This window comes from Microbacterium sp. NPDC006705 (assembly GCF_044903545.1).
Classification (GTDB): Bacteria; Actinomycetota; Actinomycetes; order Actinomycetales; family Microbacteriaceae; genus Microbacterium; species Microbacterium plantarum.
In genome coordinates, this window is record NZ_JBJDQQ010000001.1 from 515,082 (window position 1) to 540,908 (window position 25,827).

At 68.2% G+C, this 25,827-nt stretch carries 29 protein-coding genes, 1 tRNA gene and 1 other RNA gene; 14 read left to right on the forward strand and 17 right to left on the reverse strand.

Annotated features, from left to right (window positions below; translation table 11 throughout):
* Window positions 1-39: 39 nt before the first annotated feature.
* Window positions 40-115 (reverse strand) — tRNA-Lys (locus tag ACI2K6_RS02440).
* A 94-nt stretch (window positions 116-209) separates the two neighbouring features.
* Here ACI2K6_RS02440 and ACI2K6_RS02445 point away from each other — a divergent pair.
* The 4 genes from ACI2K6_RS02445 (at window position 210) to ACI2K6_RS02460 (ending at window position 2,228) form a co-directional block, all read left to right on the forward strand.
* Window positions 210-1,046 (forward strand): inositol monophosphatase family protein, encoded by an 837-nt coding sequence (locus ACI2K6_RS02445; RefSeq protein WP_282502472.1) that lies wholly within the window; start codon window positions 210-212, stop codon window positions 1,044-1,046.
* On the forward strand, window positions 1,043-1,603 hold the full coding sequence (locus ACI2K6_RS02450; protein WP_112614380.1) for a hypothetical protein: 561 nt from the start codon (window positions 1,043-1,045) through the stop codon (window positions 1,601-1,603). Before ACI2K6_RS02445 ends, ACI2K6_RS02450 begins: the two co-directional genes overlap by 4 nt.
* Complete coding sequence (locus tag ACI2K6_RS02455) at window positions 1,603-1,995, forward strand: DUF4440 domain-containing protein (RefSeq protein ID WP_282502471.1); 393 nt, start codon at window positions 1,603-1,605, stop codon at window positions 1,993-1,995. The genes ACI2K6_RS02450 and ACI2K6_RS02455 overlap by 1 nt, the downstream gene beginning before the upstream one ends.
* Window positions 1,996-2,069: 74 nt before the next feature.
* Complete coding sequence (locus tag ACI2K6_RS02460) at window positions 2,070-2,228, forward strand: hypothetical protein (protein WP_269266462.1); 159 nt, start codon at window positions 2,070-2,072, stop codon at window positions 2,226-2,228.
* A 69-nt stretch (window positions 2,229-2,297) separates the two neighbouring features.
* Here ACI2K6_RS02460 and ACI2K6_RS02465 read toward each other — a convergent pair whose 3' ends face one another.
* Together ACI2K6_RS02465 and ssrA are read right to left on the reverse strand one after the other, a co-directional pair.
* The gene (locus tag ACI2K6_RS02465; protein WP_282502470.1) at window positions 2,298-2,549 is read right to left on the reverse strand and encodes a hypothetical protein; all 252 of its coding nucleotides are present in this window, start codon (window positions 2,547-2,549) and stop codon (window positions 2,298-2,300) included.
* 100 nt (window positions 2,550-2,649) lie between these two features.
* Window positions 2,650-3,019, reverse strand: a transfer-messenger RNA (tmRNA) gene (gene ssrA, locus ACI2K6_RS02470).
* A gap of 132 nt (window positions 3,020-3,151) precedes the next feature.
* On the opposite strand from ssrA, the gene ACI2K6_RS02475 reads away from it, so the two are divergent.
* Window positions 3,152-3,814: an SIMPL domain-containing protein gene (locus tag ACI2K6_RS02475; RefSeq protein ID WP_404567985.1), complete on the forward strand. Its 663-nt coding sequence runs from the start codon at window positions 3,152-3,154 to the stop codon at window positions 3,812-3,814.
* A gap of 26 nt (window positions 3,815-3,840) precedes the next feature.
* On the opposite strand, the gene smpB is transcribed toward ACI2K6_RS02475, so the two are convergent.
* The 4 genes from smpB to prfB form a co-directional block, all read right to left on the reverse strand.
* On the reverse strand, window positions 3,841-4,317 hold the full coding sequence (gene smpB, locus ACI2K6_RS02480; protein WP_112614374.1) for an SsrA-binding protein SmpB: 477 nt from the start codon (window positions 4,315-4,317) through the stop codon (window positions 3,841-3,843).
* 83 nt (window positions 4,318-4,400) lie between these two features.
* Complete coding sequence (gene ftsX / locus ACI2K6_RS02485) at window positions 4,401-5,315, reverse strand: permease-like cell division protein FtsX (RefSeq protein WP_112614372.1); 915 nt, start codon at window positions 5,313-5,315, stop codon at window positions 4,401-4,403.
* Complete coding sequence (gene ftsE / locus ACI2K6_RS02490; protein ID WP_404567988.1) at window positions 5,312-6,292, reverse strand: cell division ATP-binding protein FtsE; 981 nt, start codon at window positions 6,290-6,292, stop codon at window positions 5,312-5,314. The genes ftsX and ftsE overlap by 4 nt, the downstream gene beginning before the upstream one ends.
* An 81-nt stretch (window positions 6,293-6,373) precedes the next feature.
* Window positions 6,374-7,486, reverse strand: a complete 1,113-nt coding sequence (gene prfB, locus ACI2K6_RS02495) for a peptide chain release factor 2 (RefSeq protein ID WP_023951108.1) — start codon at window positions 7,484-7,486, stop codon at window positions 6,374-6,376.
* A 25-nt stretch (window positions 7,487-7,511) separates the two neighbouring features.
* On the opposite strand from prfB, the gene ACI2K6_RS02500 reads away from it, so the two are divergent.
* From ACI2K6_RS02500 to opgC, 6 genes are all read left to right on the forward strand, one after another.
* Window positions 7,512-8,843, forward strand: coding sequence for an MFS transporter (locus ACI2K6_RS02500; RefSeq protein ID WP_404568566.1), 1,332 nt, complete (start codon window positions 7,512-7,514; stop codon window positions 8,841-8,843).
* A 1-nt stretch (window position 8,844) separates the two neighbouring features.
* On the forward strand, window positions 8,845-9,699 hold the full coding sequence (locus ACI2K6_RS02505; protein ID WP_404568567.1) for an endo alpha-1,4 polygalactosaminidase: 855 nt from the start codon (window positions 8,845-8,847) through the stop codon (window positions 9,697-9,699).
* Window positions 9,700-9,790: 91 nt separating this feature from the next.
* Window positions 9,791-11,797, forward strand: coding sequence for a glycosyltransferase family 2 protein (locus ACI2K6_RS02510; RefSeq protein ID WP_274177759.1), 2,007 nt, complete (start codon window positions 9,791-9,793; stop codon window positions 11,795-11,797).
* Between the two features lie 3 nt (window positions 11,798-11,800).
* Window positions 11,801-12,136, forward strand: a complete 336-nt coding sequence (locus tag ACI2K6_RS02515; RefSeq protein WP_064956687.1) for an STAS domain-containing protein — start codon at window positions 11,801-11,803, stop codon at window positions 12,134-12,136.
* Window positions 12,129-12,548, forward strand: coding sequence for an ATP-binding protein (locus tag ACI2K6_RS02520; protein ID WP_323987585.1), 420 nt, complete (start codon window positions 12,129-12,131; stop codon window positions 12,546-12,548). Before ACI2K6_RS02515 ends, ACI2K6_RS02520 begins: the two co-directional genes overlap by 8 nt.
* Entirely contained in the window at window positions 12,545-15,034 is a 2,490-nt protein-coding gene (gene opgC / locus ACI2K6_RS02525; protein ID WP_404567991.1) for an OpgC domain-containing protein, read from the forward strand. Before ACI2K6_RS02520 ends, opgC begins: the two co-directional genes overlap by 4 nt.
* A 30-nt stretch (window positions 15,035-15,064) precedes the next feature.
* Here opgC and ACI2K6_RS02530 read toward each other — a convergent pair whose 3' ends face one another.
* The 9 genes from ACI2K6_RS02530 to ACI2K6_RS02570 all read right to left on the reverse strand — a co-directional run bounded on the left by ACI2K6_RS02530 (window position 15,065) and on the right by ACI2K6_RS02570 (window position 21,455).
* Window positions 15,065-16,237, reverse strand: coding sequence for a SpoIIE family protein phosphatase (locus ACI2K6_RS02530; protein WP_404567993.1), 1,173 nt, complete (start codon window positions 16,235-16,237; stop codon window positions 15,065-15,067).
* 95 nt (window positions 16,238-16,332) lie between these two features.
* Entirely contained in the window at window positions 16,333-16,749 is a 417-nt protein-coding gene (locus ACI2K6_RS02535; protein WP_282502463.1) for a pilus assembly protein TadG-related protein, read from the reverse strand.
* Entirely contained in the window at window positions 16,746-17,207 is a 462-nt protein-coding gene (locus tag ACI2K6_RS02540) for a TadE family protein (protein ID WP_404567996.1), read from the reverse strand. The genes ACI2K6_RS02535 and ACI2K6_RS02540 overlap by 4 nt, the downstream gene beginning before the upstream one ends.
* Entirely contained in the window at window positions 17,182-17,568 is a 387-nt protein-coding gene (locus ACI2K6_RS02545) for a TadE/TadG family type IV pilus assembly protein (RefSeq protein ID WP_282502461.1), read from the reverse strand. The genes ACI2K6_RS02540 and ACI2K6_RS02545 overlap by 26 nt, the downstream gene beginning before the upstream one ends.
* Before the next feature lies 1 nt (window position 17,569).
* Window positions 17,570-17,758 (reverse strand): hypothetical protein, encoded by a 189-nt coding sequence (locus ACI2K6_RS02550; RefSeq protein ID WP_404567998.1) that lies wholly within the window; start codon window positions 17,756-17,758, stop codon window positions 17,570-17,572.
* Between the two features lie 30 nt (window positions 17,759-17,788).
* Window positions 17,789-18,706, reverse strand: a complete 918-nt coding sequence (locus tag ACI2K6_RS02555; RefSeq protein ID WP_404568000.1) for a type II secretion system F family protein — start codon at window positions 18,704-18,706, stop codon at window positions 17,789-17,791.
* Complete coding sequence (locus ACI2K6_RS02560) at window positions 18,703-19,566, reverse strand: type II secretion system F family protein (RefSeq protein WP_274177750.1); 864 nt, start codon at window positions 19,564-19,566, stop codon at window positions 18,703-18,705. The genes ACI2K6_RS02555 and ACI2K6_RS02560 overlap by 4 nt, the downstream gene beginning before the upstream one ends.
* Window positions 19,563-20,738: a CpaF family protein gene (locus ACI2K6_RS02565; protein ID WP_404568002.1), complete on the reverse strand. Its 1,176-nt coding sequence runs from the start codon at window positions 20,736-20,738 to the stop codon at window positions 19,563-19,565. The genes ACI2K6_RS02560 and ACI2K6_RS02565 overlap by 4 nt, the downstream gene beginning before the upstream one ends.
* 90 nt (window positions 20,739-20,828) lie before the next feature.
* Complete coding sequence (locus tag ACI2K6_RS02570; protein ID WP_323987574.1) at window positions 20,829-21,455, reverse strand: TetR family transcriptional regulator; 627 nt, start codon at window positions 21,453-21,455, stop codon at window positions 20,829-20,831.
* 86 nt (window positions 21,456-21,541) lie between these two features.
* Here ACI2K6_RS02570 and ACI2K6_RS02575 point away from each other — a divergent pair, with 86 nt between their 5' ends.
* Together ACI2K6_RS02575 and ACI2K6_RS02580 are read left to right on the forward strand one after the other, a co-directional pair.
* Entirely contained in the window at window positions 21,542-22,480 is a 939-nt protein-coding gene (locus tag ACI2K6_RS02575; protein ID WP_404568005.1) for an ABC transporter ATP-binding protein, read from the forward strand.
* Window positions 22,470-23,249, forward strand: coding sequence for an ABC transporter permease (locus ACI2K6_RS02580; protein WP_404568006.1), 780 nt, complete (start codon window positions 22,470-22,472; stop codon window positions 23,247-23,249). The genes ACI2K6_RS02575 and ACI2K6_RS02580 overlap by 11 nt, the downstream gene beginning before the upstream one ends.
* Window positions 23,250-23,719: 470 nt before the next feature.
* Here the strand turns inward: ACI2K6_RS02580 and ACI2K6_RS02585 are convergent, their stop codons facing one another.
* A complete protein-coding gene (locus ACI2K6_RS02585; RefSeq protein ID WP_354450771.1) occupies window positions 23,720-24,661 on the reverse strand; it encodes a LysR family transcriptional regulator in 942 nt (313 codons plus the stop codon).
* A 118-nt stretch (window positions 24,662-24,779) separates the two neighbouring features.
* On the opposite strand from ACI2K6_RS02585, the gene ACI2K6_RS02590 reads away from it, so the two are divergent.
* Window positions 24,780-25,823 carry a putative oxygenase MesX gene (locus ACI2K6_RS02590; protein ID WP_404568008.1) on the forward strand — a complete coding sequence of 348 codons (1,044 nt, stop codon included), beginning with the start codon at window positions 24,780-24,782 and terminating at the stop codon, window positions 25,821-25,823.
* Window positions 25,824-25,827 lie beyond the last annotated feature (4 nt).

Sequence of the window (25,827 nt, forward strand, 5' to 3'; positions counted from 1 at the left end):
AAGGCCCCGCAACTGGCGAGAGTTGCAGGGCCTTCGTGCTGGTGCACCCCCTGGGACTCGAACCCAGAACCCACTGATTAAGAGTCAGTTGCTCTGCCGATTGAGCTAGAGGTGCAGGCTGTTCGCAGTGAAGCGAACCGAGGAGAAACGTTACCCCACTTCGCGTCGTCGCGCCAATCGAGGCCCCCGGCGCGTCGTATCCTGGAGCCGTGACCCCCACCACACCGGATCTGACAGCGCCTTCTGCAGACGCCCTGGCCGACGACCTGGCATTCGCACTCCGGTTGGCAGACGCCGCCGACGCGGTGAGCATGGCCCGTTTCGACGCGGCCGACCTCGACGTGCGCCTGAAAGCGGACGCGTCGCACGTCACCGAGGCAGACCTCGCCACAGAACGCGCCATCCGCGACATGCTGGCCGCCGAGCGCCCGGACGACGGCGTGCTGGGCGAGGAGTATGGCGCCACCGGCGACGCACGACGCCAGTGGATCATCGACCCGATCGACGGCACCGCGAACTACCTCAAGGGCATCCCGATGTGGGCGACCCTGATCGCGCTGTCCGTGGTCGGCACGCCTCGCGTCGGCGTCGTCAGTCAGCCGGCCATCGGTCGTCGCTGGTGGGCCGCGACAGGGCACGGGGCGTGGACGAACGTCCCGGGCGAGACGACGCCGCGGTCACTCTCGGTCTCGTCGATCGACGACCTCGCGCAGGCGAGCATCAGCTTCCAGAGCATCCACCAGTGGGATGAAGTCGGCCGGGGCGAACAGCTCCTCGCACTCTCGCGCCGAGTCTGGCGCGATCGTGGCTACGGCGACGCGTGGCCCTACATGCTCCTCGCCGAAGGACGGCTCGAGTTCGTCGCCGAGTTCGGTGTCAAGGAGTACGACCTGGCCGCCCACGTGCCCATCGTCACCGAGGCAGGGGGACGCTTCACCGACATCGACGGCGCTGAGACCCTGTCGACGCGCTCATCGCTCGCGACCAACGGCATCCTGCACGACACCTTCCTCGAGATGCTCGCTCACGAGGGCGGTCGCGCATGACCCGGCGGCACGCATCCCTCGTCCTGGCGACCGGCTCGGCCCTGGCTCTGACGTTCCTGACCGGCTGCTCCGCACCCGAACCGACGGAGACCGCGCCGCCGGAAGCCGTCCCCTCCTCTCCCGTCGCGACGCCAGAGGCCACCGCCTCGGAGCCGGCGCTCCCGGACCCGACCTGCGAGAACATCATCCGAGAGGCCAGCCTCGAAGAGCTGCAGTCGCAGGGCTGGGAGTACCAGCAGGGCCCGTTCATGATCGGCGAGATGCAGATCGACGCGGGCGTCTCCTGCACCTGGACGAACGCGGCCGAACCCGGCGGGAACATCCTCCAGTTCGGCTGGGCACCGCTGACAGCCGCCGAGACCTCGGACGCCGAGCGCGCCCTTGTTTCGGAAGGCTGGATCCGCGAAGAGGGCGACGGCGGGGTCTACATCACCGAAGATCCGGCGTTCGCGCTGAACATCGACGGCGACGGATACGGCGTCACATACTTCTTCGGCGAAGGCTATGCCCAGGTCGCCGATGTGAAGCAGGGCCTCGTCGTCATCGAGCGACGTTGATGGGAGAGCTTCACGCCGTCGGTGTCGCCGACGATCTGGCGGGCCGTATCCGCGACGCCGAACGCGACCTGCTCACCAGTGCCGTCCGGCAGGACGCGCGCCGCCTCCGCGAGCTCATCCACCCGGACTTCACCGAGATCGGCCGGTCCGGCCGCCTATGGACGCGCTCCGACCTTCTCGTCGAGCTCCTGGAGGAGGCGACCCGCGACACTCCGCATACGGACGAGTGGGTCATCCAGCGCCTCGACGTGGACACGGTGCTCGTGACATACCGGCTCATCGCCGGTACCCGGGTCAGCCGGCATTCGTCGGTCTGGGCCACCTCGGGTGACGTCCTCGCGCTGCGTTTCCACCAGGGCACCGAACAGTCGGCTGCCGACGCACGTCCGTAGCCTCGCGCATAGAGTCTGCGGCCCGCGAGGTCAAGCACCTGCGGTGAGGCGGCACCCACGTGCACAATCGAGGCATGCCTGCACTTGCGATCATCCTCATCATCATCGGCATCGCGTTGCTGTTCACGGGAATCTTCGTCGAAGCGGTGAAGTTCCTGCTCTTCATCGGCATCGCGCTGATCATCATCGCGGTCATCGCCTGGCTCATGCGTTCGATTCGCAACAAGACCTGAGACCGCACGTATCAGCGAAAGCCCCTGCGCCTCAACCGAGGTCGGGGGCTTTCGCTTGCGCCGACAGCATCACTCGGGACCCTCGTCGTGTGCGGCAGCGCCGTCACGACGGGCCCTGATGGCGCCGATCAGTGTCGCGACCCAGAACACCAGCAGCACGCCGAACAGCACCGCGAGCACCATCGTGAATGCACCGCCGTCACCGCGCGCGACGGACCAGACGTTCATGGCGAGCAGGCCGGCGGCCACCACGATCTGGACGATCAACAGCCACAGCCGCGATCCCGACCACGTCTTCACGTTGTCCCGCCAATACGCCATGCCCCGAACGTAGCGCACGACGGTGTCGGCTCGACATAGCAGAAGCCCCCGATCCCACTGTTTCCAGGGGATCGGGGGCTTTGCAGCGTGACAGCGGCAGTGGTGGAGATGGGGGGAATCGAACCCCCGTCCATCGCTGAGATACGGCGTCTTCTCCGGGCGCAGTCTGTAGAGGCGTTCTGCTCGGCCCCGACTTTCAGTACAGACACATAAGTCGACGGGCCCAGTCCGGGAAGAGTCCCGCGTGACGTCCGGACGCCGTCACGCAGCAAGATCCCTAGATGACGCCAGGGTCCGTGGCGGGATCACACACGGTCTGACGGACTATCGGGCTCGCTTACGCAGCGAGGGCGAAGTCAGTGCGCTTGGATTCGGCACTTATAGTTTTGCAGAGATCGTTAACGAGATAACCCTGCATCCTCGGCCCGCTTCTCGCCGACACACAGGCGATGTCGAAACCGATCATCCCCATGAGCCTTCGGTCGAAGGGCCGCTGTCACACTGTGGACTTACCAAACCGGATGCCGCAGCACCCGAGCACTACAGACTACAACCGATCGGCGCCCCACGCCATTCCCACCCTTCGCGCCTAGAGTCGGAGCATGGCAGACATCCTCATCTCCGTCCGCGGCGAGGCCGAGCGACGCGTCTCGCCCGAGGTCGCGATCGTCTCCGCCGCCGCCTCCGCCGACGGTCCTGAACGGACCGCCGTCGTCTCCCGGGCGACCGCGACGATCGCACCCCTGCGCACGCGCCTCGAGGAGCTCACACGAACGGGCGTCGTCTCGAGCTGGTCGAGCGGGTCCGTCTCGACCTGGTCCGACCGGCCGTGGAACCCCGAGGGGAACCAGCTCGCGCCCGTGCACCACGCGACGATCGACCTCGTGGCCACATTCGACGACTTCGTCGCGCTCGCGGAATGGGTGTCTCTGCTCTCCGACGACGAAGGGATGCGCGTCTCGAACGTCGAGTGGCGGCTCTCCCCCGCGACACGGGCGACGATCGAACGCGAGGTCGCGACCTCCGCCGTCGGCGTCGCTGTGGCACGCGCCTCGGCGTACGCGACCGCGCTCGGTCACGGCACGGTCGAGCCTGTCGAGATCGCCGATGTCGGGCTCCTCAGCGGCGCCGAGGCTCCGCCTGCCGCGCCGATGTTCGCGCGAGCGGCGACGATGTCAGCCGACGCGTCGTCCGGGGGCATCGAGCTCCGGCCCGCTGAGATCGTCGTGACCGCCGCGGTCGAGGCGCGCTTCCGCGCCCGTTGACGACCGGACGGCGAAGCGGGATACCGCTATTCGCCGAGTCGGTTGCGGGTGCGCATCGCCCGCTCCGCCTCGCGCTTGTCCTCGCGCTCGCGGATGGTCTGTCGCTTCTCGAACTCGCGCTTACCCTTCGCGACCGCGATCTCGACCTTCGCCCGGCCGTCCGAGAAGTACAGCCGTAGCGGTACGAGGGTGTACCCCCCGGCGCTGACCGCGTGCGAGAGCTTGATGATCTCCTCCTTGTGGAGCAGCAGCTTTCGCGTGCGCTTGGTCGCGTGATTCGTCCAGTGACCCTGCGAGTACTCCGGAATGTGCACGGCATCGAGGTAGGCCTGACCGTTGTCGATGTAGGCGTAGCCGTCGGTGAGGTTCGCGCGGCCCTGCCGCAGCGACTTCACCTCGGTGCCGGTGAGCACGAGACCCGCCTCGTACGTCTTCTCGATCGCGTAGTCGTGTCGGGCGCGCTTATTGCTCGCCACGAGCTTCTCGCCCTGTTCCTTCGGCATGACGCGCCTCCTTCCTGGTGCACTGGCGCAGCCCTACAGTCTAGGGGTACGGCGACGCGCGGGCGACGCGGCGGGGTTCGGCCTCAGGCGCGCAGCCACCGTCTGATCGCGAACCCGGCCGAGACGGCGGCCAGCACGACGCCGATCACGATGACAGCCGGAACCACCAGCGCGACGTCGCCCAGGTTCACCCAGGTCGTCACGAAGTCGATCTGCGACGACAGGTAGTCGCCGACTCCGACCTGCACCATCGCGATGATCGCGACGCTCGCGAGAGCCGATCCGATCAGCGCCGCGAACACCCCCTCGAGGATGAAGGGCGTCTGGATGAACCGGTTGGAGGCTCCCACGAGCCGCATGATGCCGAGCTCCCGCCGCCGCGCATAAGCCGACAGCCGGATGGTCGTCGCGATGAGGAGCACCGCAGCGATCAGCATCAGACCGGCGATGCCGACCGCGATGTATGTGGCGACGGTGAGCGCCGAGAACAAGGGGTCGAGATACTGCAGCTGGTTCGCGACCTCCTCGACTCCGTCGAAGTCTTTGAACGCCTCGCTGATGACGTCGCTCTGCGACGGGTCGGCGAGGTTGACCCAGTAGGTGTTGTTCAGCTGCTCGGGGCTGACGAACTCGGCGTAGTCCTCCCCCATGAGCGAGAGGACGTTGTCGTACGCCTCCTGACTCGTCTCGAACCGCACATCGCGCACGACGCTCTGCAACGCGGGCGAGGCCAGCCTCTCGGCGACCGCCGCGATCTGCTCGTCGGTCGCGGGACCGTCGGCGCAGTTCTGCACCGTCGCTTCCTCACGGCACATGTAGACGGCGACCTGCGCACGCTCGGACCAGTAGTCCTTCGTCTTGCTGATCTGCATCTGCATGAGCATCGCCGCACCCACGAAGGTGAGCGAGACGAAGGTCACGAGGACGACGGAGATCACCATCGACGCGTTGCGGCGCAGGCCCGTCAGAGCCTCGCCGAGGATCAGGCCGACTCTCATGACGTGGGCCCCACTTCGTCGCTGCGATCGTCGCGATCGCCGAGTCCGAGCTTCTTCGCGACGTCGGGCAGTCCGAGGCCGGCAAGATCGATGTCGGGGGCGATGATCGGGATGGCCCGCGTCTCCCCGACCGGCGGCGGCGGCTCCGCCGGCGCCTCGGGCTCGTCGGGCACCGGGACGTGCGCGGTGGGCGGGGTCTCGGCGATCTCACGCTGCAGCTCCAGAACCGCCGTGAGAGCAGCGACCGCGGCAGCGCCGCGCACCGGCTCGGGGGCCAGGCTCGGGAGTGCCGAGGTGTCGCCGTACCCGCCGCCGACCTCGTCGCGGACCATGACGCCACCGCTCAGCTCGATCACGCGGCGCTGCATCTGGTCGACGAAGCCGGCCTCGTGCGTGGCCATCACGACCGTCGTGCCGTTGGCGTTGATCCGGGCGAGCAGCTGCATGATGTCGACGGATGTCGCGGGGTCGAGGTTTCCGGTGGGCTCGTCGGCCAGGAGCACCTGCGGCCGGTTGACGATCGCGCGCGCGATGGCGACGCGCTGCTGCTCTCCGCCCGAGAGCTCGTGCGGCAGCCGCTTCTCCTTGCCCGCGAGGCCGACGAGCGCGAGCGCCTCCGGAACGGCCTGCGAGATGAAAGCGCGAGACGAGCCGATCACCTGGAGGGTGAAGGCCACGTTCTGGAAGACGGTCTTGTTGGGCAGCAGCCGGAAGTCTTGGAAGACCGCGCCGATGTGGCGACGGAAGTAGGGCACCTTGCGCGTCGACAGGCCGCGCAGGTCGCGGCCCAGCACGACCACGCGCCCCTCGGAGGCGACATCCTCGCGCAGGATCATCCGCAGGCACGACGACTTGCCGGATCCGGAAGCGCCGACGAGGAAGACGAACTCGCCGCGCTGGATCTCGAAGTCGACGTCGCTGAGCGCGGGCTTCGAGGTGCCGCGATACCGCTTGCTGACGTGTTCGAACCGGATCATGACTCGATGAGCCTAAGCGGCTCCCCCGCACAACCACGCCGCGACACCCGCGCGCCGCGGCATCCGCGCCTCAGCACTCGATCAGGCGTCGTCGTCCTTGCGCTTGCGCCACCGGATGCCCGCGGCGATGAACCCGTCGAGGTCGCCATCGAAGACGGTCGACGGGTTGCCGACCTCGTGGCCGGTGCGCAGGTCCTTCACGAGCTGCTGGCCGTAGAGGAAGTAGGAGCGCATCTGGTCGCCCCAGCTCGCGGTGATGGTGCCCGCGAGCTCCTTCTTCTTCGCCGCCTCTTCTTCACGCTGCAGCAGCATGAGTCGGGTCTGCAGAACACGCATGGCCGCTGCGCGGTTCTGGATCTGCGACTTCTCGTTCTGCATCGACACGACGATGCCGGTGGGGATGTGGGTGATGCGCACGGCCGAGTCGGTGGTGTTGACCGACTGCCCACCGGGACCGGACGAGCGGAAGACGTCGACGCGGATGTCGTTCTCGGGGACGTCGACCTCGACGGCCTCCTCCATCACCGGGATGACCTCGACGGCGGCGAAGCTCGTCTGGCGCTTGTCCGCCGACCCGAATGGGCTGATGCGCGCGAGACGGTGCGTACCGGCTTCGACCGACAGCGTGCCGTACGCGTAGGGCGCGTCGACCTCGAACGTGGCCGACTTGATCCCCGCACCCTCGGCGTACGAGGTGTCCATGACCTTCACGGGGTACTTGTGGCGCTCGGCCCAGCGCAGGTACATGCGCAGCAGCATGTCGGCGAAATCAGTGGCGTCGTCGCCTCCCGCGCCCGAACGGATCGTCACGACCGCCGCACGGTCGTCGTACTCGCCGTCGAGCAGGGTCTGCACCTCGAGCTGGCCGATGACCTCTTCGAGCTGCTTGAGCTCCTTGCGCGCCTCCTCAGCCGATTCCTCATCGTCCATCTCGATCGCGAGCTCGACGAGGACATCGAGGTCGTCGAGTCGGCGCTCGACCTCGGTGACGCGCTTGAGCTCGGCCTGGCGGTGGCTGAGGGCGCTGGTGACCTTCTGAGCCTTCTCGACGTCATCCCAGAGATCGGGCGCGCCGGCCTCCTCGGAGAGGCGGGCGATCTCGGCCCGGAGAGCCTCGACGTCGACCACCGCCTGGATGTCGGCGAACGTGGAGCGCAGGGCCTGGATGTCGGCGGAGATATCGAATTCGAGCATGGCACTCCAGAGTATCGTGGAAGCAATGGGAGCCAGCGACGAGAACGAACCGATCCGCCGCGTTTTCTGGCGCCTCGCCCCGATGATCTACGGCCCGACGACCCTGTTCGGTCTCGGCGAGGGCGCCGTCATACCCCTCATCCCGGTCATCGCCGCCGAGCTGGGCGCCGACGTCGCCACCTCGGCGCTCGTCGCCGCCGCACTCGTGGTGGGACAGCTGTGCGGCAATCTGCCCGCTGGGTGGGCCGTCGCCCGCATCGGCGAGCGGGCCACCATGATCATCGCCGGGCTGCTCGCCCTCGTCGGTGTCGGGGCTATGGCCTTCGCCCCGGTGCTGGGGGTGTTCGCGGCATCCGTCTTCCTCATCGGCATCTGCGCGGCCGCCTTCGGAGTCGCCCGTCACGCGTTCATGACCACCCGCGTGCCGCTCACATTCCGCGCTCGGGCCCTGTCGCTGCTCGGCGGCAGCTTCCGCCTCGGCATGTTCGTCGGACCCTTCATCGCCGCTGCGCTGCTGTGGGCGTTCGGCGACGAGCACGCCACGATCTGGTTCTTCGGCGTCTGCCTCGTCGCGATGATCGCGCTGGTCGCCTTCGGGCCCGAACCCGAGAAGCGGCTGGGACCGCCGCCCGCCATCGCACGGACCGTCGAGGGCGAAGCGATCACGACGGCGCCCGTCCGGACGCGCCGCGTCCCCGGCACCGGTGTCGTCCGCACCGCTTGGCGCAATCGCGACGTGCTCGCGCGGCTCGGCGTCGCCGCCGCGTCGCTGTCAGCGTTGCGATCGACGCGCCAGGTGCTGCTGCCGCTGTGGGGCGTCGCGATCGGACTGGATGGCTCGACGATCGCACTCGTCGTGGGCGTCTCGGGAGCCATCGACTTCGCGCTCTTCTACGCCAGCGGTCAGGTCATGGACCGCTTCGGCCGCCTGTGGGCGGCCCTCCCCGCCATGCTGCTCATGAGCGCGGGCCTCATCGCGCTGGCACTCACGTCGGCCAGCGCGCAGCCCGAGCTCTGGTTCGCGCTCTTCACCGCCGTGCTCGGTGTCGGCAACGGACTTTCGAGCGGCATCCTCCTCACGCTCGGAGCGGATGTCGCGCCGACGGCGAACCCGGCCCCGTTCCTCGGCTCCTGGCGCACGCTCACCGACGCGGGCGGTGCCGCCGCCCCGCTGCTGGTCTCCGGGATCACGGCTGTCGCCTCGCTGCCGGTGGCAGCCGGTGTCATGGGCGTATTCGGTCTCGTCGGCGCGTTGGGGTTCATCCGGTGGGTTCCCCGTTTCGTCCCGCGCACCCGGATCAGCCGTGATCCCGAGGGCCCGGACGGCGGCCCCGACGACCGTGACGACCCCGCGTAGCATGCTCGTCGTGCGCAGATTCGCGGAGGCCGGCTCGGCCATCCTGATCGCCGCCCTTCTCTCCGGCTGCGCTGTCGGCATCCCCGGGCAGGGGGATGCGAAGAGGGATGTCGCCGAGTCCGCCCACGCCGTGGACGTCACGCTGCCGCCGGTCGGCGGAAAGCCGGACTACCAGCTGGGCGGAGCGTACCCGCCCGGCGAGGCCGTGGAGATCGTCGGCCGCGACCGCACAGCAGAGCCCGCGCCGGACCGTTACTCGATCTGCTACGTGAACGGGTTCCAGACGCAGCCGGCAGAACGCGACCTGTGGGATGACGATCTGCTCGTGACGGTCGACGGCGAGCCCCTCATCGATCCGGACTGGCCCGACGAGGTGCTGATCGATTCATCGACGGCCGACAAACGCGAGCGCATCCTCGCCCTGGTCGCCCCCTGGATCCGCGGCTGTGCCGAGTCCGGGTTCGACGCGGTCGAGTTCGACAACCTCGATTCGTTCACGCGCTCCGAGGGCATGCTCGACATCGACGGCAATCTCGCTCTCGCCGCCGCCTACGTCGACATCGCTCACGATGCGGGTCTCGCCGCAGGCCAGAAGAACGCCGCGGACTTCGCTCACCAGCTCCGCGACGAGGCAGGCTTCGACTTCGCCGTCGTCGAGGAATGCGCCGCGTATCTCGAGTGCTCCCGCTACACCGAGGTCTATGGCGAGGCCGTCGTCGACATCGAGTACACCGACAATCTTCCGCGCACCTGGGACGAGATGTGCGCCGATCCGGAGACCCCGCTTTCCGTCGTGCTGCGCGATCGGGGCCTGACGGTGGAAGGCTACCCTGAGCATGTAGCGACGCATTGCTGAGGCGAATCTTGGTCTGAACGTCGTTCCTGGCGCAACCCGTTTCAGGTTGCGACCGGGGGCTGACAGCGTTGCTCTCGACCGAGGGAGATCGATGGTCTTCGAGACGACGTTGGGCCGCGAGGGGACGCGGCGGGATGCGGCGCGCCAGTCGAAGAAGTCGTCGAGACGTCTCGCACTGATCCGCCTGGTGGTTCTGCTCGCAGCGATCTCCGGTGTGAACTACATCGTCTGGCGCTGGCTCGCCTCGGTGAACTGGGAGGCGTGGTGGATCGCCGTGCCCCTCGTGCTCGCCGAGACGTACAGCCTGATCGATTCGCTCATCTTCGCCGTCGGCGCCTGGCGGCTGCGCGAACGCCACGATGCGCCGCCGCTGACACGCGAGGTCACGGTCGACGTCCTCGTCACCACGTACAACGAGCCGCTCGACCTCGTCATGCGCACGGCGCGCGCCGCGCAGGCGATCAGCTACCCGCACGAGACCTGGATCCTCGACGACGGCGACCGGCCCGAGCTTCGCCGTCTCGCCGAGGCGGAGGGCATCGGCGTCGTCACCCGGTCGCAGGCATGGCGTGACCGGCCGCGCCACGCGAAGGCCGGGAACATCAACAACGCCCTCATGGTCACGGAGGGCGAGTTCCTGCTCATCCTCGACGCCGACCAGGTGCCCTCGCCGAAGATCCTCGATCGCACGCTCGGCTGGTTCATGGACGACAAAGTCGCCCTCGTCCAGACGCCGCAGTGGTTCGTCAACGTTCCACCCAGTGACCCGCTCGGCAGCCAGGCGCCGTTGTTCTACGGCCCGATCCAGCAGTCGAAGGACGGGTGGAACGCGGCGTTCTTCTGCGGATCGAACGCGATCCTCCGCCGCGAGGCACTGATGCAGCTCGGGGTCTCACGCTACGTCGACGAAGTCACGCTCGCCGTCAACCGCGGCGTGCGATCCTCCCGTCGCGTTCTCGCACGCGCCCGCCGGGATCACGGATCGGACCCGCGCATCGCGGCCGCCCTCGACACCGTCGCGGACGCCCTCGATCAGGTGAAGGTCGAGATCGCGCGCGGCGATGCCCTCGCGGATGTGACCTACGCGTTCCAGAGCCGCATCGACCGGGTGCGTCGCGAGCTGAGCGATCAGGACGTCTCCGACGTCCGCGAGGAGTTGCGCGCTCTCGCCGAGCTCACCGCCGACACCGAGGCCCTCGCCGTCATCGATGAGGTCACTCTCGACGCTCTGGGCGATCGGAGCCTCTCTCCGCTGGCTGCGCTCGAGTCGATCAGCATGCTCGTCTCGGCGTTCGATGTCGGGCGCGACGAAGAGGCCCAGGCGATCATGCCCCTCGCGACCATCTCGGTCACGGAGGACATGGCGACCTCGATGCGGCTGCACGGCCTGGGCTGGAAGTCGGTGTACCACGACGAGGTGCTCGCCGAGGGTCTCGCCCCCGAGGATCTGCCGACGATGCTGACGCAGCGGCTGCGATGGGCTCAGGGCACCATGCAGGTGATGTTCCGCGAGAACCCCCTCGTGCAGCGCAGCCTCAGCTGGGGCCAGCGGATCATGTACTTCGGCACGATGTGGAGCTACTTGGCCGGCTTCGCCGGCATCGTCTACATCGCCGCGCCGGTGCTGTATCTGACGTTCGGCGTCATGCCCGTGCAGGCGTGGAGCGTCGACTTCTTCGCGCGCTTCATCCCCTTCTTCCTCCTGAATCAGCTGCTCTTCCTCGTCGTCGCCAACGGGCGCCCGACCTGGCGCGGTGCGCAGTATTCGCTCGCGCTCTTCCCCGTCTGGATCCGCTCCGTGACGACGGCGTTCGCGAACGTCTACCGCGGTCGAGCCTTGGGGTTCGCCGTCACCCCGAAGACGCGCGCCGCCGAGGACAGCCCGCGATGGGACCTCGTGAAACCGCAGCTGATCGCGATGGCTGCGCTCGTCCTGTCGCTCGTCGCCGTCGCCATCCGGTACGCCGTCGGGCAGGCGCAGGGCATCGCGCCCCTCATCAACATCGTCTGGGTGCTGTACGACCTCATGGTCTTCAGCATCATCATCCGCGCCGTGCTGTACCGACCACCGGCACACCTGGAACTGAAGGAGACCTGACCCATGCTGGACCTCGATATCGACGTACGCGAGAACGGTCGGGTCGTCCGCCCCCACGGGCGGCTCACCATGGTCTCGGCCCGTCCTTTCCGCGAGCGGGTGACCGAAGAGATCGCCGCAGCGGGCGAATCGCCCGTGATCGTGGATCTGTCGGATGTCGCCTTCATCGACTCGTCGGGCCTCGGCGCCCTCGTCGCGTGCCTCAAGACCGCACGTCAAGGCGGCGGCGACCTGCGGCTCGCCGCGCCGAGCGAACAGGTGACGATGGTGCTCGGTCTGACGAACCTCGACCGCGTGCTCCGGCCGCGCGCCACCGTGCAGGACGCCCTCGATGGCTGAGGTCGTCCACCGGTCGCTCGTCGCCGATGTCTCGCTCGAGAGCGTCGAGGCCGTCCATGATCTGCTCGCATCGTGGTGGGAGGAAGCCGGCGACGTCGAGCCCCGTACGCGCTTCGCATTCGAGATCGCCGTCGTCGAGATCGCGGGCAACATCGTCGAGCACTCCGTAGCCGCGCACGGCGCCGAAGGACGGCACTTCACCCTCGACCTGCAGGCCACACCCGAGGCATTGACGGCGACCTTCGAGGACGACGCTCAGCCCGCCGAACTCGACCTCAGTGCTGTGACCATGGCCGACGCCGACTCCGAGGACGGCCGCGGCCTCGCCCTCGCCCTCGCGAGCGTCGACTCCGTCGAGCACCGCTACGAGAACGGGCGCAACGTCTGGACTCTCGAGTGCCGCCGCGAGTGACGCGGCACCTGCGGCGGGCGCTGGCGGCCCTGGCTTTAGCGACGGCCACCGCTCTTCTGACGGCGCCCGCGGCGATCGCTGATACCGGCGAGCCTGCCCCCGTCGCGCAGGACGGACTCTGGTTCGGCCCGGAGCTCGACTGGGGCTCGGACGGCCCCGACGGATACGCCGACCGGCTCGGCGAGACGCCCGCGACCTACGCCATCCGCTTGTCGTACCCACTCGATGACAGAGCCCGCCAGGACTGGTCTCGCGCAGCCACGGCGGCCTCCGCCCAGGGCGCCGTCCTCGTCCTGAGCATGGAACCGCGGGTTCCTCTCGCGGACCTGACGCGCGACGATGCCGCGGCGTTCAACGCGATGCTCGAGAAGATGCAGGGCGACTACGACACGCACCATCTCGTGCGTTTCGCCCCCGAGATGAACGGTTCGTGGACCTCGTGGGGGCAGCAGCCGCGCGAGTTCGTGCGCGCGTTCGAGGCCGTGTCCAACGTCGTCCACGACGGCGGATCGGGAGCCGAGATGGTCTGGGCCCCGTCATACGGCGCGGGGTACCCCTTCGAGCGCGCCGACGGGCGCCTCGACGACCTCTCCCCCGCGGACCTTCGAGCTCTCGACACCGACGCGGACGGACTGCTGACCGAGGCCGACGACCCGTACGGCCCCTACTTCCCCGACGCGGATGCCGTCGACCGGGTAGGCCTGACGATGTTCTACTTCGGCAAGGGCGAGTCGGGAGCTGCCGCGGGTCGCGACGTGCCGCTCGTGTCGAACAGCGCTCCTGACGAGGGTGAGGTGGCCGCGCGCCTCGACGAGCAGTGGGGCTACACCGTGCCGCAGGCGGAGACCTTCTACGACAGGTTCGCGGCGGGCGAGAGCCGGGACCTTCTGCTCGACACCGGCGCGCTCTACGACTTCTCACTCGACGGAGACACCGAGATCGCCGTCAAGCAGGGCTGGTGGCGCCAGGTGCTCGCCGAGCTGCCCGACCACCCGCGGATCACCGCGGTCACCTGGCTCGAGGCCGTGCGCGAGGAAGCCGAGGCCGGCGCCCAGGAAGTCGACTGGCGTCTGACCGCCTCGGGTGAGCTGGCGAGCGCGTTCCGCGCCGACCTCGCGGCATCCGGGCATGTGCAGTGGAGTCCGATCACCGACGTGATCACCCCCGAGCAGGCCTCGGCCAGCACCGTGCAGGTGCGCGAGGGCAACGACGAGATGAACTGGATCACCGGCGCCGCCGCCGTGCTCGCCATCGCGTTCCTCGTCTCGGGGATCGTGGGACGGACGCTGCCGTCGTGGCGCTACCCCGACGATTCCGCGACTCGCGACCTGCGCATCGACATGATGCGGGGCTTCGTCATCATCGTGGTCGTCGTGACGCACATCGAGGTGCTGAGCCCCTACTCGTTCGCGTCTCTGAACATCATCGGCGCCATCACGGGCGCCGAGCTCTTCGTCCTGCTGAGCGGCGTCGTCCTCGGCATGGTCTTCCCCGCCGCAGTGAAACGCGGCGGGGAATGGGGCGCAGCTCTCGCTGCGTGGGCGCGAGCGCGGAAGCAGTACCTGGTCGCTCTCGCCGTCATCCTGCTGATCTTCATCGTCAGCTTCGTGCCGTTCATAGACGCGTCGGCGATCATGACGTTCACCGACCGCGGCACCGGCGAGGACGGTCAGGCAACCTCCGGCCGCGTCTACGACCTCTATCCGAACGCCGACCGGCTGCTCGACTACCCGCCGCCCTGGTACGCGGTGAGACAGTTCCTCCTGCTCGAGATGGGGCCGTGGCCCTTCAACATCATGGGGCTGTTCGTCGTGCTGAGCCTGGCCTACCCCGCGCTCATGTGGCTCATCCGCCGGCGCCTGTGGTGGCTCGTGCTGGCGGGCAGCTGGGGCCTGTACGCCCTCCACATCACGATGCCGGAGCTGTCACCGCTGCCGTCGCAGTTCAACGCGGTCTTCCCCCTGCTTGCCTGGCAGGTGCTCTTCACGCACGGACTCGTCATCGGGTACTACCGGCGCCAGATCATCCGGGCGCTCACCTCCACACCGGGGAAGATCCTCGTCGGGCTCTTCGTCGTCGGCTACGCCGGGTTCCTCGTCTATCTCTGGGCGGGCGACAGCTTCGGGTTCGAGCCGGCCCCGTTCCCTGCCGGCCTCTACGGGATGCTCTACGACTCGGGCTACCCGCGGATCGATCTGCACTGGGGGCGCCTGCTCGACCTCGTTCTCGTGATCACCTGCAGCTACGCCGTGCTCACGGTGGCCTGGAGGCCGATCAACGCGGTCATGGGGTGGCTCTGGATCCCGCTCGGGCAGGCGAGCCTCTACGTGTTCATCGTGCACGTGTTCTTCGTGCTCGCCGTCGCGAACATCCCCGGCCTCGACCGGCAGAGCTTCTGGCAGGGAACGCTGATCCATACCGCGGTCATCGCGCTCATCTACCTGATGGTGCGGCGGCGGTTCCTCTTCTCGGTGATCCCCCGCTGACGCGCGGTCAGAGCGCGCCCGCGCCGTGCGTCAGCGCACCGAGATGACCACCGCCGTCACGTCATCGTCGACGACGTGCTCGGAGACGCGGATGGACAGCTCGTCGAAGAAGGCATCCGGTTCGCTGGCGCGGCGGAGGTCTTCGCCGATGAGACGCAGGCTGTCGAGCGTGGAGTCATAGGCGTCGAGGGCCCCGTCCGAGACGGAGACGATCAGGTCGCCGTGACCGACCACGGTCTCGCCCGCCTCCCACTCGGCGTCGGAGGGGCGCAGGCCGAGCGGGAGGTTGCGGGAGCTCAGGCGCTCGCTCGTGCCGTCGGCGCGGAGAAGCAATGTGAGCCCGTGCCCCGCATCGACGTAGGCCACCCGGCCGCTCCGGGTCTCGATAACCGCGTGGAACAGGGTGGCGAAGGTCTCGCGATGGCGCTTGTCGTGCCGGGCATAGTCCTCGACCGAGAGCATCGCCTCGACGGGGTCGAGGTGGGCGCGCTGCTGGAGTGCGCCGATCAGCTCCTCGGCGAACCCGCCGGCCTCTTCACCCTTGCCCATGACGTCGGCGAGAGTGACGATGATGCGGTCTCCGACCTGTTGCCAGCTGCTCCGGTCCCCGCTGACCTGCCCATACGGGATCGCCAGGGCGGCCAGGCGAACCTCCCCCGCCGCCAGACGGTCATCACGCACGGCCGGGGCGACCGACGCGGCGGGCACGGGCCCGGCACCGGAGACACCGGGATCGTCCATGCGCATCTCGGCCTGCGCCCATAAGCCGAAGCGCTCGAACGCGTCGCGGTCGGCGTCGCTGAGATCACGAGGCGAGGTGTCGAGCAGGCAGAGTGTGCCGACGGTCTCTCCCGCATCGGTGTGGATCGGAAAGCCCGCGTAGAAGCGGATGCCGTGCTCGGCGACGATCGCGCGGTCGGCGAACCGCGGGTCGGCGCGGCCGTCGGGAACCTCGAGGACGGCGGGCTGCTTGACGGCCTCGCCGCAGAACGAGTCCTCGATCGGGGTGTGCCGGAAGTCCGACTCCGCCGGCTGCGACTTCGTGAACACCGTCTCGGAGTTCACGACGTTGACGACGGCGTAATCGACGTCGAACATCTCGCGTGCGAGCCGCGTGATGCGGTCGAAGCGCTCCTCCGGGGCGGTGTCCATCAGACCGAGTCGCGTCACCGCGTCGTCGTTGACATCGAGTTGCTGGGTCATGAGTGGGCTCCCATCCACGCATTGCCGGTCCTCCGACCCTAGTCAGCGCGAATTCCTCCGGTAAGGAGGTTGCATTATCGCTGCGCGTCCGGGACTCAACGCAGCACGGTCCGGCTCGTCGCGGTCGCCTCGACCCTCACGCCGTCGGGCACGAACACCGATGACACCGGAGGGTGCCACACCGTCGCCACGGTGACTCGCGCGGACACCCCATCGGGCGTGCCGGCTTCGACCAGCGTCACGTCACCGGTTGCCGCGATGACCTCGGCGGCCAGGTCACGGACGTCGGCCGGGTCGAGCACAGTGCGCGGTGAGCCTTCGTCGACGACCAGCGCAAACCCGTCGGATGCCGCCAGGGCCGCGGCATCCGCGACGGCGTCCGCCCGCTTGTGGGCGAGATACAGGCTCATCGCGTCCGCGCCGACGAGGACGAGCACGATGGCGAGCAGGGCGTATCCGAGTGTGAGGGGCAGCACGCTCCCCTCGTCCCCCAGCCGGTGATGACGCCTCATGGCGCGCCCCACAGGCGCGGCATCCGTTGCACCGCGGTCGCCTCGATCGGAACACGGGCGAGCCGGTCGAGGCCGAGCACGGGAGGCACGAGCGGAAGCGTCGCCTCGGTCTCCGCGGTGACGCGGAACATCTCGCCCGGTCGCGGGCACGGACCAGCCCCGTCGCACGAGACGGCGAGCGCGAGATCGTCCGCCGCCATGCCGTACTCGGCGGCGATAGCGCGCGTGATCGCTTCAGCGCGCGTGTCGGCCTGGGCTACATCAGTGGCTGTCGCAACCGCGCGGGCGATGTGTCGTGCTGCCGCCTGAGCCGCGAACGTGTGCGACTGAACGATGCCGAGGGAGACGATCAGGTGTACGACGGGGACGAGCAGGATGAGTCCTGCAGTCAGGAACTCGAGCGACGCCGACCCGTCGTCAGCACGGTGCCGCTTACTCCCCGTCGTCCGCAGGCGCATGCGCGGTCACCTCCCACGCTGCCGGGATGCCCATCAATCCGACGAGCGGCAGGGTCAGCCGCATCGTCACCTGCACCATGGTCGCGTCGTCGACCGCAGTGCGCTGTGCCCGAACGCCCTGCACGAACCCCGCCCCGAGCGTCCGGTCGACGATCTCCCGGGCGCGCGCGGCTCCCTCTCCGTCGGTCACGTCGGCGAGCGCGGCGTCGTAAGCGCCTTCGACAGCCGCGTCGTGAGCGACCCCTCGAACGTAGACGGCGAGAGCGAGCTGCATGACCCCCAGGGTCAGCAGGGTCAGCAGCGCTCCGACCATCACGAACTCCGCCGGACTCGACCCGCGGTCGTCGAGAGCGAACGCCATGTCAGAGTCCGGACACTCGCGCGATGGCCTGTTCGAACAGATTCGACAGCGCGGACCCGGCGAGCGCCCAGATGACGACGACGAGCCCAGCCGTCATCAGGGTGACGAGCACCCAGCCGGGAACATCGCCTCGCTCGTCATGCCGGAGGTCTCGTGCGGCGCCGCGGGCCATCGCGACCGTTCGTCTCATGGTGTTTCCTTTCTTCGTCTTGGCCATGGCTCACAGTCCCAGGCGCAGCATCACGATGCCGGGGAACACCGCGAACAGAACCGAGAGAGGCAGCACGAGGAAGACCAGCGGAAGCAGCATGAGGATCTCCTTGCGCCCGGCCTGCTCGATCAGAACCCGCTTCGCGTCCTCGCGCGCATCGGCAGCCTGGGTCTGCAGGACCTGCGCCAACGGGGCGCCACGTTCGATGGCTCCCACGAGCTGGTCGACCGCGCGATCGATACTCCCCACGTCGAGGGAGCGCGCCATGTCGCGCAGGGCATCGATCAGGGTCGACCCGGTCCCGGCGGCCAAGACGGCGGCGCGCAGATGTGCGGTCAGTTCGCCGGCGCCCACCTCGCTGACGCGGCGCAACGCATCGTTGAGGCTCTCGCCCGCAGAGAGGCAGAGCGCGAGGAACTCCAGCACCGTGGGCACCTCTTCTCGCACCTGCCGCATCCGCTTCTCCGCGGCCTGGGCCAGCACCATGTGGAGACCGAGCATTCCGGCGGCAGTGAGAACGACCGGAAGCAGCAGCGTGGCGCCGTTCGCATCGCCGCGCATCACGACGGCGACGGTCAGCGCGGTGCCGAGCGTGAGTCCCCCGACCCCCGCGAGCAGCTGCCGGAGACGGAACCTCTCGGGCGTCAGCGCCCAGCCGGCCCGCAGGAGCCGTCGGCGGAGTGCTACCGAGCCGCCCAGCTTCGCGCCCATCCGCGTGGCACGTTCCCGCCAGCCTGCGAGCCACGACGAGCCCGCATGGAGCGGGGTCAGGCCGATCGGATCGGCGATGTCGCGCAGATAGGGCGCAATCCTGCGCTCAAGAGGTGGCGCGACCCATCGCGGCATTCCGGAGATCGTGAGAAGCACACCGGCAGCAAGCGCTGTGCCCAGCACGACGGCAATGGCGAGCTCCGACACCCCGGTCACCGCACCCACCGCCGCGGTTCGGGAAGCCTGCCGATCCGCAGCATGACCCGGTATGCGAGGAACGACACCGCCGCGCCCACGATGATGAGGATCGCTCCCTCCGCCGAGGCATACGCGCGGGCCCCTTCAGGTCGAAGTGCCAGGAGCGTGAGCACCACCCAGGGAGCGATCAATCCGAGCACGGCTGCGCCTCGGATCCACGACTGGCGCGCCTCCACCTCGGCGCGGAGAGCCGCATCGGCGCGGACGGACGTCGACAGCGCCCTGAGCACCGGGACCAGCTCAGTCCCTCCCACCTGCCGGGCCATCCGGAGGGTCTCGACGATGCGGTCGGCCACGGGATCTGCGAGCACCGCCTGCAGACGCGCGGCACTGGTGTCGAAATGACCGGACGCGGCGAGATCTCGCGCGAAGCCCCGGAAGGCGAGTCGCAGGGCGGGCGGCCCGGTCTCGGCGATCGACGAGACCGCGTCACCGAGCGGCATCCCGGCCCGAACCGATGCGACGAGCAGATCGCAGACGTCGGGCCAGAGCCCCCGGCGCACTTTCCGAAGTCGGCGGGCGCGCGAGCGCAGCCAGGCCGTCGGCAGCAGCGCTCCTGCCCCGGCAGCGACGGCGGCGACGACGGGGAGGGAGGTCACCAGCCAGGCAGCGGCGGCGGCGAGCGCTGCTGACCCGACCGATATGGCGCCGAGCCCGCTCACCGGCGCATGTGCGAACCCGGCGGATTCGAGGAGGCCGCGGCCGAATCCGCGAGCGCGACCGGATGTGGCTGGTGTCATCGCCTCACGAGGCGACAGCCACGGCGCGACGATGAGCACGAGCCCGGCGCCGAGGGTCGCGCCCCAGAAAAGGGTCACCCGTGGCTCCGATACACCGACCGGGTCGCGATCACACCGTCGGTCACGGCGCCGGTGGGCGACACGATCTCGGCGACGCGTCGGCGCCCCGAGTCCAGGAGCTCGCAGTGCACCACGATGTCGACGGATGCCGCGAGGGCATCACGCACGAACTCGACGTCGATGTTCCGCCCGGCCAGAAGCGGGAGGGCCGAGAGCTTCCGCAGCGCGTCCGCGGCGGAGTTCGCGTGCACCGTTGCGGCGGCGGGCACGCCGGTGTTGAGAGCAAGGAGCAGATCGAGAGCTTCGGCATCGCGCACCTCCCCCACGACGAGGCGGTCGGGTCGCATACGGAGCGCCTCCTTCACGAGGCGCCGCAGCGTCACCTCTCCCCCGCCCTCAAGGCTTGGCTGCCGGGCCTGCAGGGCGACGACGTCGGGCAGATCGACGAATAGCTCGAACGTCTCCTCCACCGTGACGACGCGCTGCTCGGCGGGGCTTGCTGCAACCAACGCGCTGAGCATGGTCGTCTTACCCGCGTGGGTGGCCCCGGACACGATGATGTTCCGTCCGCTCGCGATCGCGGTGCGCAGGATGTCCGCCGCCTCCACGGTCACCGACCCGACCGCCACCAGGTCGTCGAGCGTGCGGAACGTGCGGAGGAACTTGCGGACGTTGACGGCCCAGTGCCGCGTGATGTCGGGGATGACGACGTGGAGCCGGGAACCGTCGGGAAGCGACGCGTCGGCGAAGGGTTGACTCAAGTCGACGCGGCGACCGCTGGCGTGCAGCATCCGCTCGACCAGGTCGCGCACCTGCTCCTCGGTCAGGGCCAAAGCGACCCTCTCGCTCCGTCCGCCTCGCGCGACGAAGACGCGGTCGGGAGCGTTGATCCACAGCTCCTCGACACTCGGATCATCGAGCAGCGCCTGCAAGGGGCCGTAACCGGCCACGGATGCCAGCACGCGGCGCACCGCAGCGGACTCGTCGTCGACCGCTTCGAGCCCGCGTGCCAGAGCGAAATCGTTGTGTCGCTGCACCTCCGCGACCGCGACGCGCTCGACCTCGTCCGGGCGCTCGGCAGGATCGATGCCCTCCGACCGCAGCCGATCGCGCAGACGGCACGCGATCCGCGTCTCGGGAGGCAGATCAGGCGGCTCGGACCCGGATGCGGAAGAGAGGGAGATGCTCACCCGCAGCATCGTGGTCGTTACCTCGTCAGCCCGTGGCGACTTTCCACAGGGCTAGCTCCAGCGCTCAGGCCGGCGCCGGCGATCGAGGCGCTACCCTGCCTGATCCCGGGCCTCGTGAAGCGTTCGCGCGAGCGACAGCACTGCCGTCTTGTACAGCTCGGGTCTCACATTCTCCGGGTCGAAAAGGGCCAGCGCAGACAATCCCAAGTCGAGGGCCGTCAGGATGCGGAACTGATCGGCGGGAGGCATTTGCGCGAACCTGCTGTCGGCCGGGATCGGGGACGCGTCGGCCGGGATGTCGTCGGGCGGCGATATGAACCCGAGGAACTCAGCCGTTAGTCGGTCATCCCGCAGCGCGTAAGGAATGAAGTCGAAGACCAACCGCGCGTAGCTGGCGCGATCGCCGCTTCTCGCAGTGCGGATCCAGATGTCGCACCACGCTTCGAGTCGTTCATCGTCATTCGTCGCCCTCTCGAGGGTGGCACGAAAGTCCTGTGCCTCCGGCGAGAGCGCCTGACGGTATCGGATGACCTCCAGGATCAGTTGACCTTTGTCGCGGAAGTTGGAGTAGACCGCCCCCTTCGTCAGTCCGGCTTCCAGCGCCACGTCGTCGAGAGAGGCGCCTGCAACGCCGTGCGCGGCGAAGATCCGCTCTGCCGCTTCGAGCAACAGCGTCCTGTTCCGCTGCCGCTGTTCATCGCGGGTCGTCCGTGTCATGGGTCGAATCCTAGAACAGCGCGACCAGCCGCCTTCGACACCGTCGAGGCGTTGATCCGGGTTTCGAATACTGTCAGTATCTGGATATGGAACGCGTGGCAGCTGGCACCGACGCCCTATCGCTGGAGCAGATCACCAAGATCTACAAGCGAGGGGGTACTGCGGCGAATCGGGCGGTCAGCCTGACCTTCCGCCCGGGTGAGCTCGTCGCGTTGGTCGGCCACAACGGGGCGGGGAAGACCACACTCCTCAATCAGATCATCGGAGTGGTGAAGCCTACCTCCGGGGACATCCGTTACGGAGCAGCCTCGCTCGTTTCGTCACCGGATCTCGCGCGCCGGGTCGCGTCGATGATGCCGCAGATGCACGCTCCGCTGACGGGCGTGACGCCGTGGCAGGCGATAACGTCGATCGCCCGATTGAGGGGCCTCTCTGGATCAGATGCCAAGACCGCCGCGCTCGGCTTGATCGATTCGCTCGACATCGAGCCCTGGAAGAACACCGGCGGCGAGAAGCTCTCGGGCGGCCTGCGTCGATTGACGTCGTTCGGGATGGCTGTGATCGCGCCCCCACCGGTGCTGTTGATTGATGAGCCCACAAACGACGTCGACCCGATCCGGCGGCCCCTGATCTGGCGACATCTGCGCCGGCTCGCCGATGACGGACATACCGTCGTGGTGGTCACGCACAACCTGGTCGAAGTCCAGCGCGCCGCCGACCGGTACGTGTTGCTCCAGAACGGCACGGTCCTCGTCGACAGCACGCCGAGCCAACTGCGTCAACAGGCGCGCACCGCCACCCTCACCGTTTCTCTCCATCCCGGTTGCGAGGTCACGACAACTCCCCCGGTCGTAGCGCACATGGTCGACGACGATGGGCAGCTCACACTCGACCTGGAACCGGCGCAGATCCCCGCCGCGATCGAATGGGTGCTCCACCTGGTCGATACCGGCACCGCTGACACCTATGCGCTCGCGCCGGCATCGCTCGAAACCCTGTACGAAGGGATCACCCATGGCCGTTGACGTTCTCACGACCCCGACGATCAGCGTGCCACGCCGGCGCGCGTGGCTCGGCAGCTGGTGGGGTCTTGTCCGGTGGAGCCTGACTCGGCACAAATACCTCTTGCCGGCGTTCACCGTGGTGCAAGCCCTGTTCGCCATCGCGATCGTTTACGGCCTCGCGCTGATGATCCCGAACATCGGCGCCGAGGCGGCCCGCTATCTCTCCTCAGGCGCCTGGACGCTGGGAATCATTGCCGTCGGGTGCGTGCTCGCCCCGCAGATCATGAGCACCTCGAAGCAGGAGGGCCTGCTCGACTATCAGAGAACCCTTCCGGTTCCGCGCTCCGCGATCCTCCTCGCTGACGCCGTCGTCTGGAGCTTCGCCGCGTTGCCCGGGATCGCGGTCGGAATGCTCGCCGCGTTCCTGCGCTTCGAGCTCGACATCCACATCGACCTGCTCGCCGTGGCCGCGATTCTCGCTGCGCAATTCACCGCGGTGAGCATCGGCTACGCGATCGCGCTCTGGCTGCCGATGGGTGCGACGTCTCTCGTCACGCAGGTCATCATGATCGGAGGCTTGCTGTTCTCACCGATCACCTACCCCCCCGAACGCCTCCCGGAGTGGGCCGTCACGCTCCACCAGTTCCTTCCGTTCGCGCCGATGGCAGACATCATCCGCGAAGCGACTTTTCGGACCGGCGAGAGCCAGGTGGTGAACATCATCGTCGTGGCCGCGTGGGCGACGGCGGCATACTCGACGGCTTATCTCGCGCTGCGCAAGAGGCGATGATCTCGCCATCAGCCGTTCCGTGCGCGTCTACCGCGCAGGCGAGCCCCTGTCATACGCCATGCCCGCGGCATTTATGACGGAGATGTCTGCTTCCAGTTTGGGCGGACTTTCCATGCGACGAAGGCGCTTGCTGCGAAGATCGCTCCGAGCACGGCAGGGATCCAACTCTGCACGGTGGCGTCATCGCCGAGCGCCGCTGGTAGCAACCAGATCAGGCTCGCTCCCGCCGCCGCTGCGATGATGAAGAAGAGCAGAAAGTGGCCTCTCGAACGCTTCATAACTCACCTCCGGTGAAGCAGCCCATGACGGCTCCGATAGACGCCCCGCCAACGGCCGCGATGCCGCCGATGCATGCTGCACAGATGGTAGCAGTGGGGGCGTAACGGGCACCTGGCATCGTGGCCGCTACCCCGTGAAGCGGTGGCGACCTTCCACAGGGCCGGTCGGCTCACCACCTCGCCACCCCAGCCTCACCCGAGCAATTCGATGCCGAACCCCGCGACGACGGCCCGCACCTCGTCGAGATACCGCTGCGCCTGCTCCGTGAGCGGAACAGCCGTGCGGCCGATCCAGCCGATCTCGATGCGCTCGTCGACGTCGAGGGGCACGGCGACGATCTCGGGGTCGAGGTCGTCGCTGATGATGCCCGTCGAGATCGTGTAGCCGTCGAGGCCGATCATGAGGTTGAAGATCGTCGCACGGTCCGACACCCGGATCTCCTGCTTGCTCGAGAGCGTCGAGAGGATCTCCTCGGCGAAGTAGAACGAGTTGTTCGCACCCTGGTCGAACGTCAGGCGGGGCAGGTCGGCGAGGTCGTCGAGCGTCGCGCGGGCCCGCGAGGCGAGCGGGTTCCGGCGCGCGACGAAGATGTGCGGCTGGGCGACGAACAGCGGGTGGAACGCGAGCCCGGAATCGCGCAGCAGCTTGTCGATGACATTCCGGTTGAAGTCGTTGCGGAACAGGATGCCGAGCTCGCTGCGCAGCGTCCGGACGTCTTCGATGATGTCCCACGTCCGGGTCTCGCGCAGCGAGAACTCGTACTCCGGCGCCCCGGTGCTCCTGACCATCCGAACGAACGCGTCGACGGCGAACGAGTAGTGCTGTGTCGAGACACCGAGCAGCCGGCGCGACGGCGGCCGCCCGAGGTAGCGCTGCTCGAGCAGCTCGGCCTGCTCGACGACCTGGCGGGCGTAGCCGAGGAACTCGACGCCGTCGGTGGTGAGAGTCACGCCTCGGGCCGACCGCACCAGCAGATCGCGGCCGACCCGCGCCTCGAGGTCCTTCATCGCCGCCGACATCGTGGGCTGTGCGACGTAGAGCAGATCGGATGCCGCCGAGATCGAGCCCTCGGCGGCGACCTCGATGAAGTACTGCAGCTGCTGAAGGGTGATCCCGCTTCGACGACCGGACATAGAGCCAGCCTATGGCAAAGGATAGTGACAGCGGATTACCCGATGGCTCCCCTCTGCCCACACCATGGAGCCAACATCTTCCGCATGGCTCTTCGGAGCTCCGCTTGATTGGCTGCTCATGGCGAACGAATTCGCGTTCCGCATCTCGACGACACGCTTCGACGAGGACTACTCCCCCTCCGACTCATCGCGGATCACGACCAACTTCGCCAACCTCGCCCGCGGCGAGCGCCGCCGTGAGAACCTCCGCGGAGCGCTCGCGATGATCGACGCTCGCCTGAATGACCTCGCCCGCACCGACAACCCGGAGGGCGACCGCTACACCGCCGAGCTCGACATCGTCTCGGTGAACCTGCGGTTCGAGGATGACGCCGAGGATGCGGCGACGCATGCTGCCGACGACCGCGAGTTCCCGTTGCTCGAGGTGCTCGACATCCACATCCTCGACCGGCAGACCGGCGAGCGCCACCACGGCATCGTCGGCAACAACTTCTCGTCGTACCTGCGCGACTACGACTTCAGCATCCTGTTGCCGTCCGCGCAGCAGACGCCCGGTGCGTTCACGGTGCCGGATGGGTTCGGCGACCTCCACGGGAAGCTCTTCCAGCACTTCCTCGAGTCCGAGGCCTACCGCGAGCGGTTCCCGCAGTCGCCCGTCGTCTGCATCAGCGTGTCGACGAGCCGCACCTACCGGCGTAACGGCAACCGGCATCCGGTTCTCGGTGTCGAGTACGAGCAGGACTCCTTCTCGCTCACGGACGAGTACTTCGCCAAGATGGGGCTGCAGGTGCGGTACTTCATGCCTCGCGGCAGCGTCGCCCCGCTGGCGTTCTACCACCGCGGCGACCTGCTCGCTGAGTACACCGACCTGCAGCTGGCCGGCACCATCGGCACCATGGAGACGTTCCAGAAGATCTACCGGCCCGAGATCTACAACGCGACCGAGCCGGCGGGCGAGGTCTACCGGCCCACCCTCGAGAGTGACGACTTCGTGCGAACGGACATCACCTACGACCGGGTCGAGCGCAGCCAGCTCGCCACGACGCAGGGCAAATACGCCGAGGAGCACTTCGTGACCCCACACCGGCAGGTGCTCAGCCGCTGGGCCGCCGACTACGCCGCCCCGACCGCCGAGGCCGTGCCGGCCGCGCTGACCCGCTGACCCG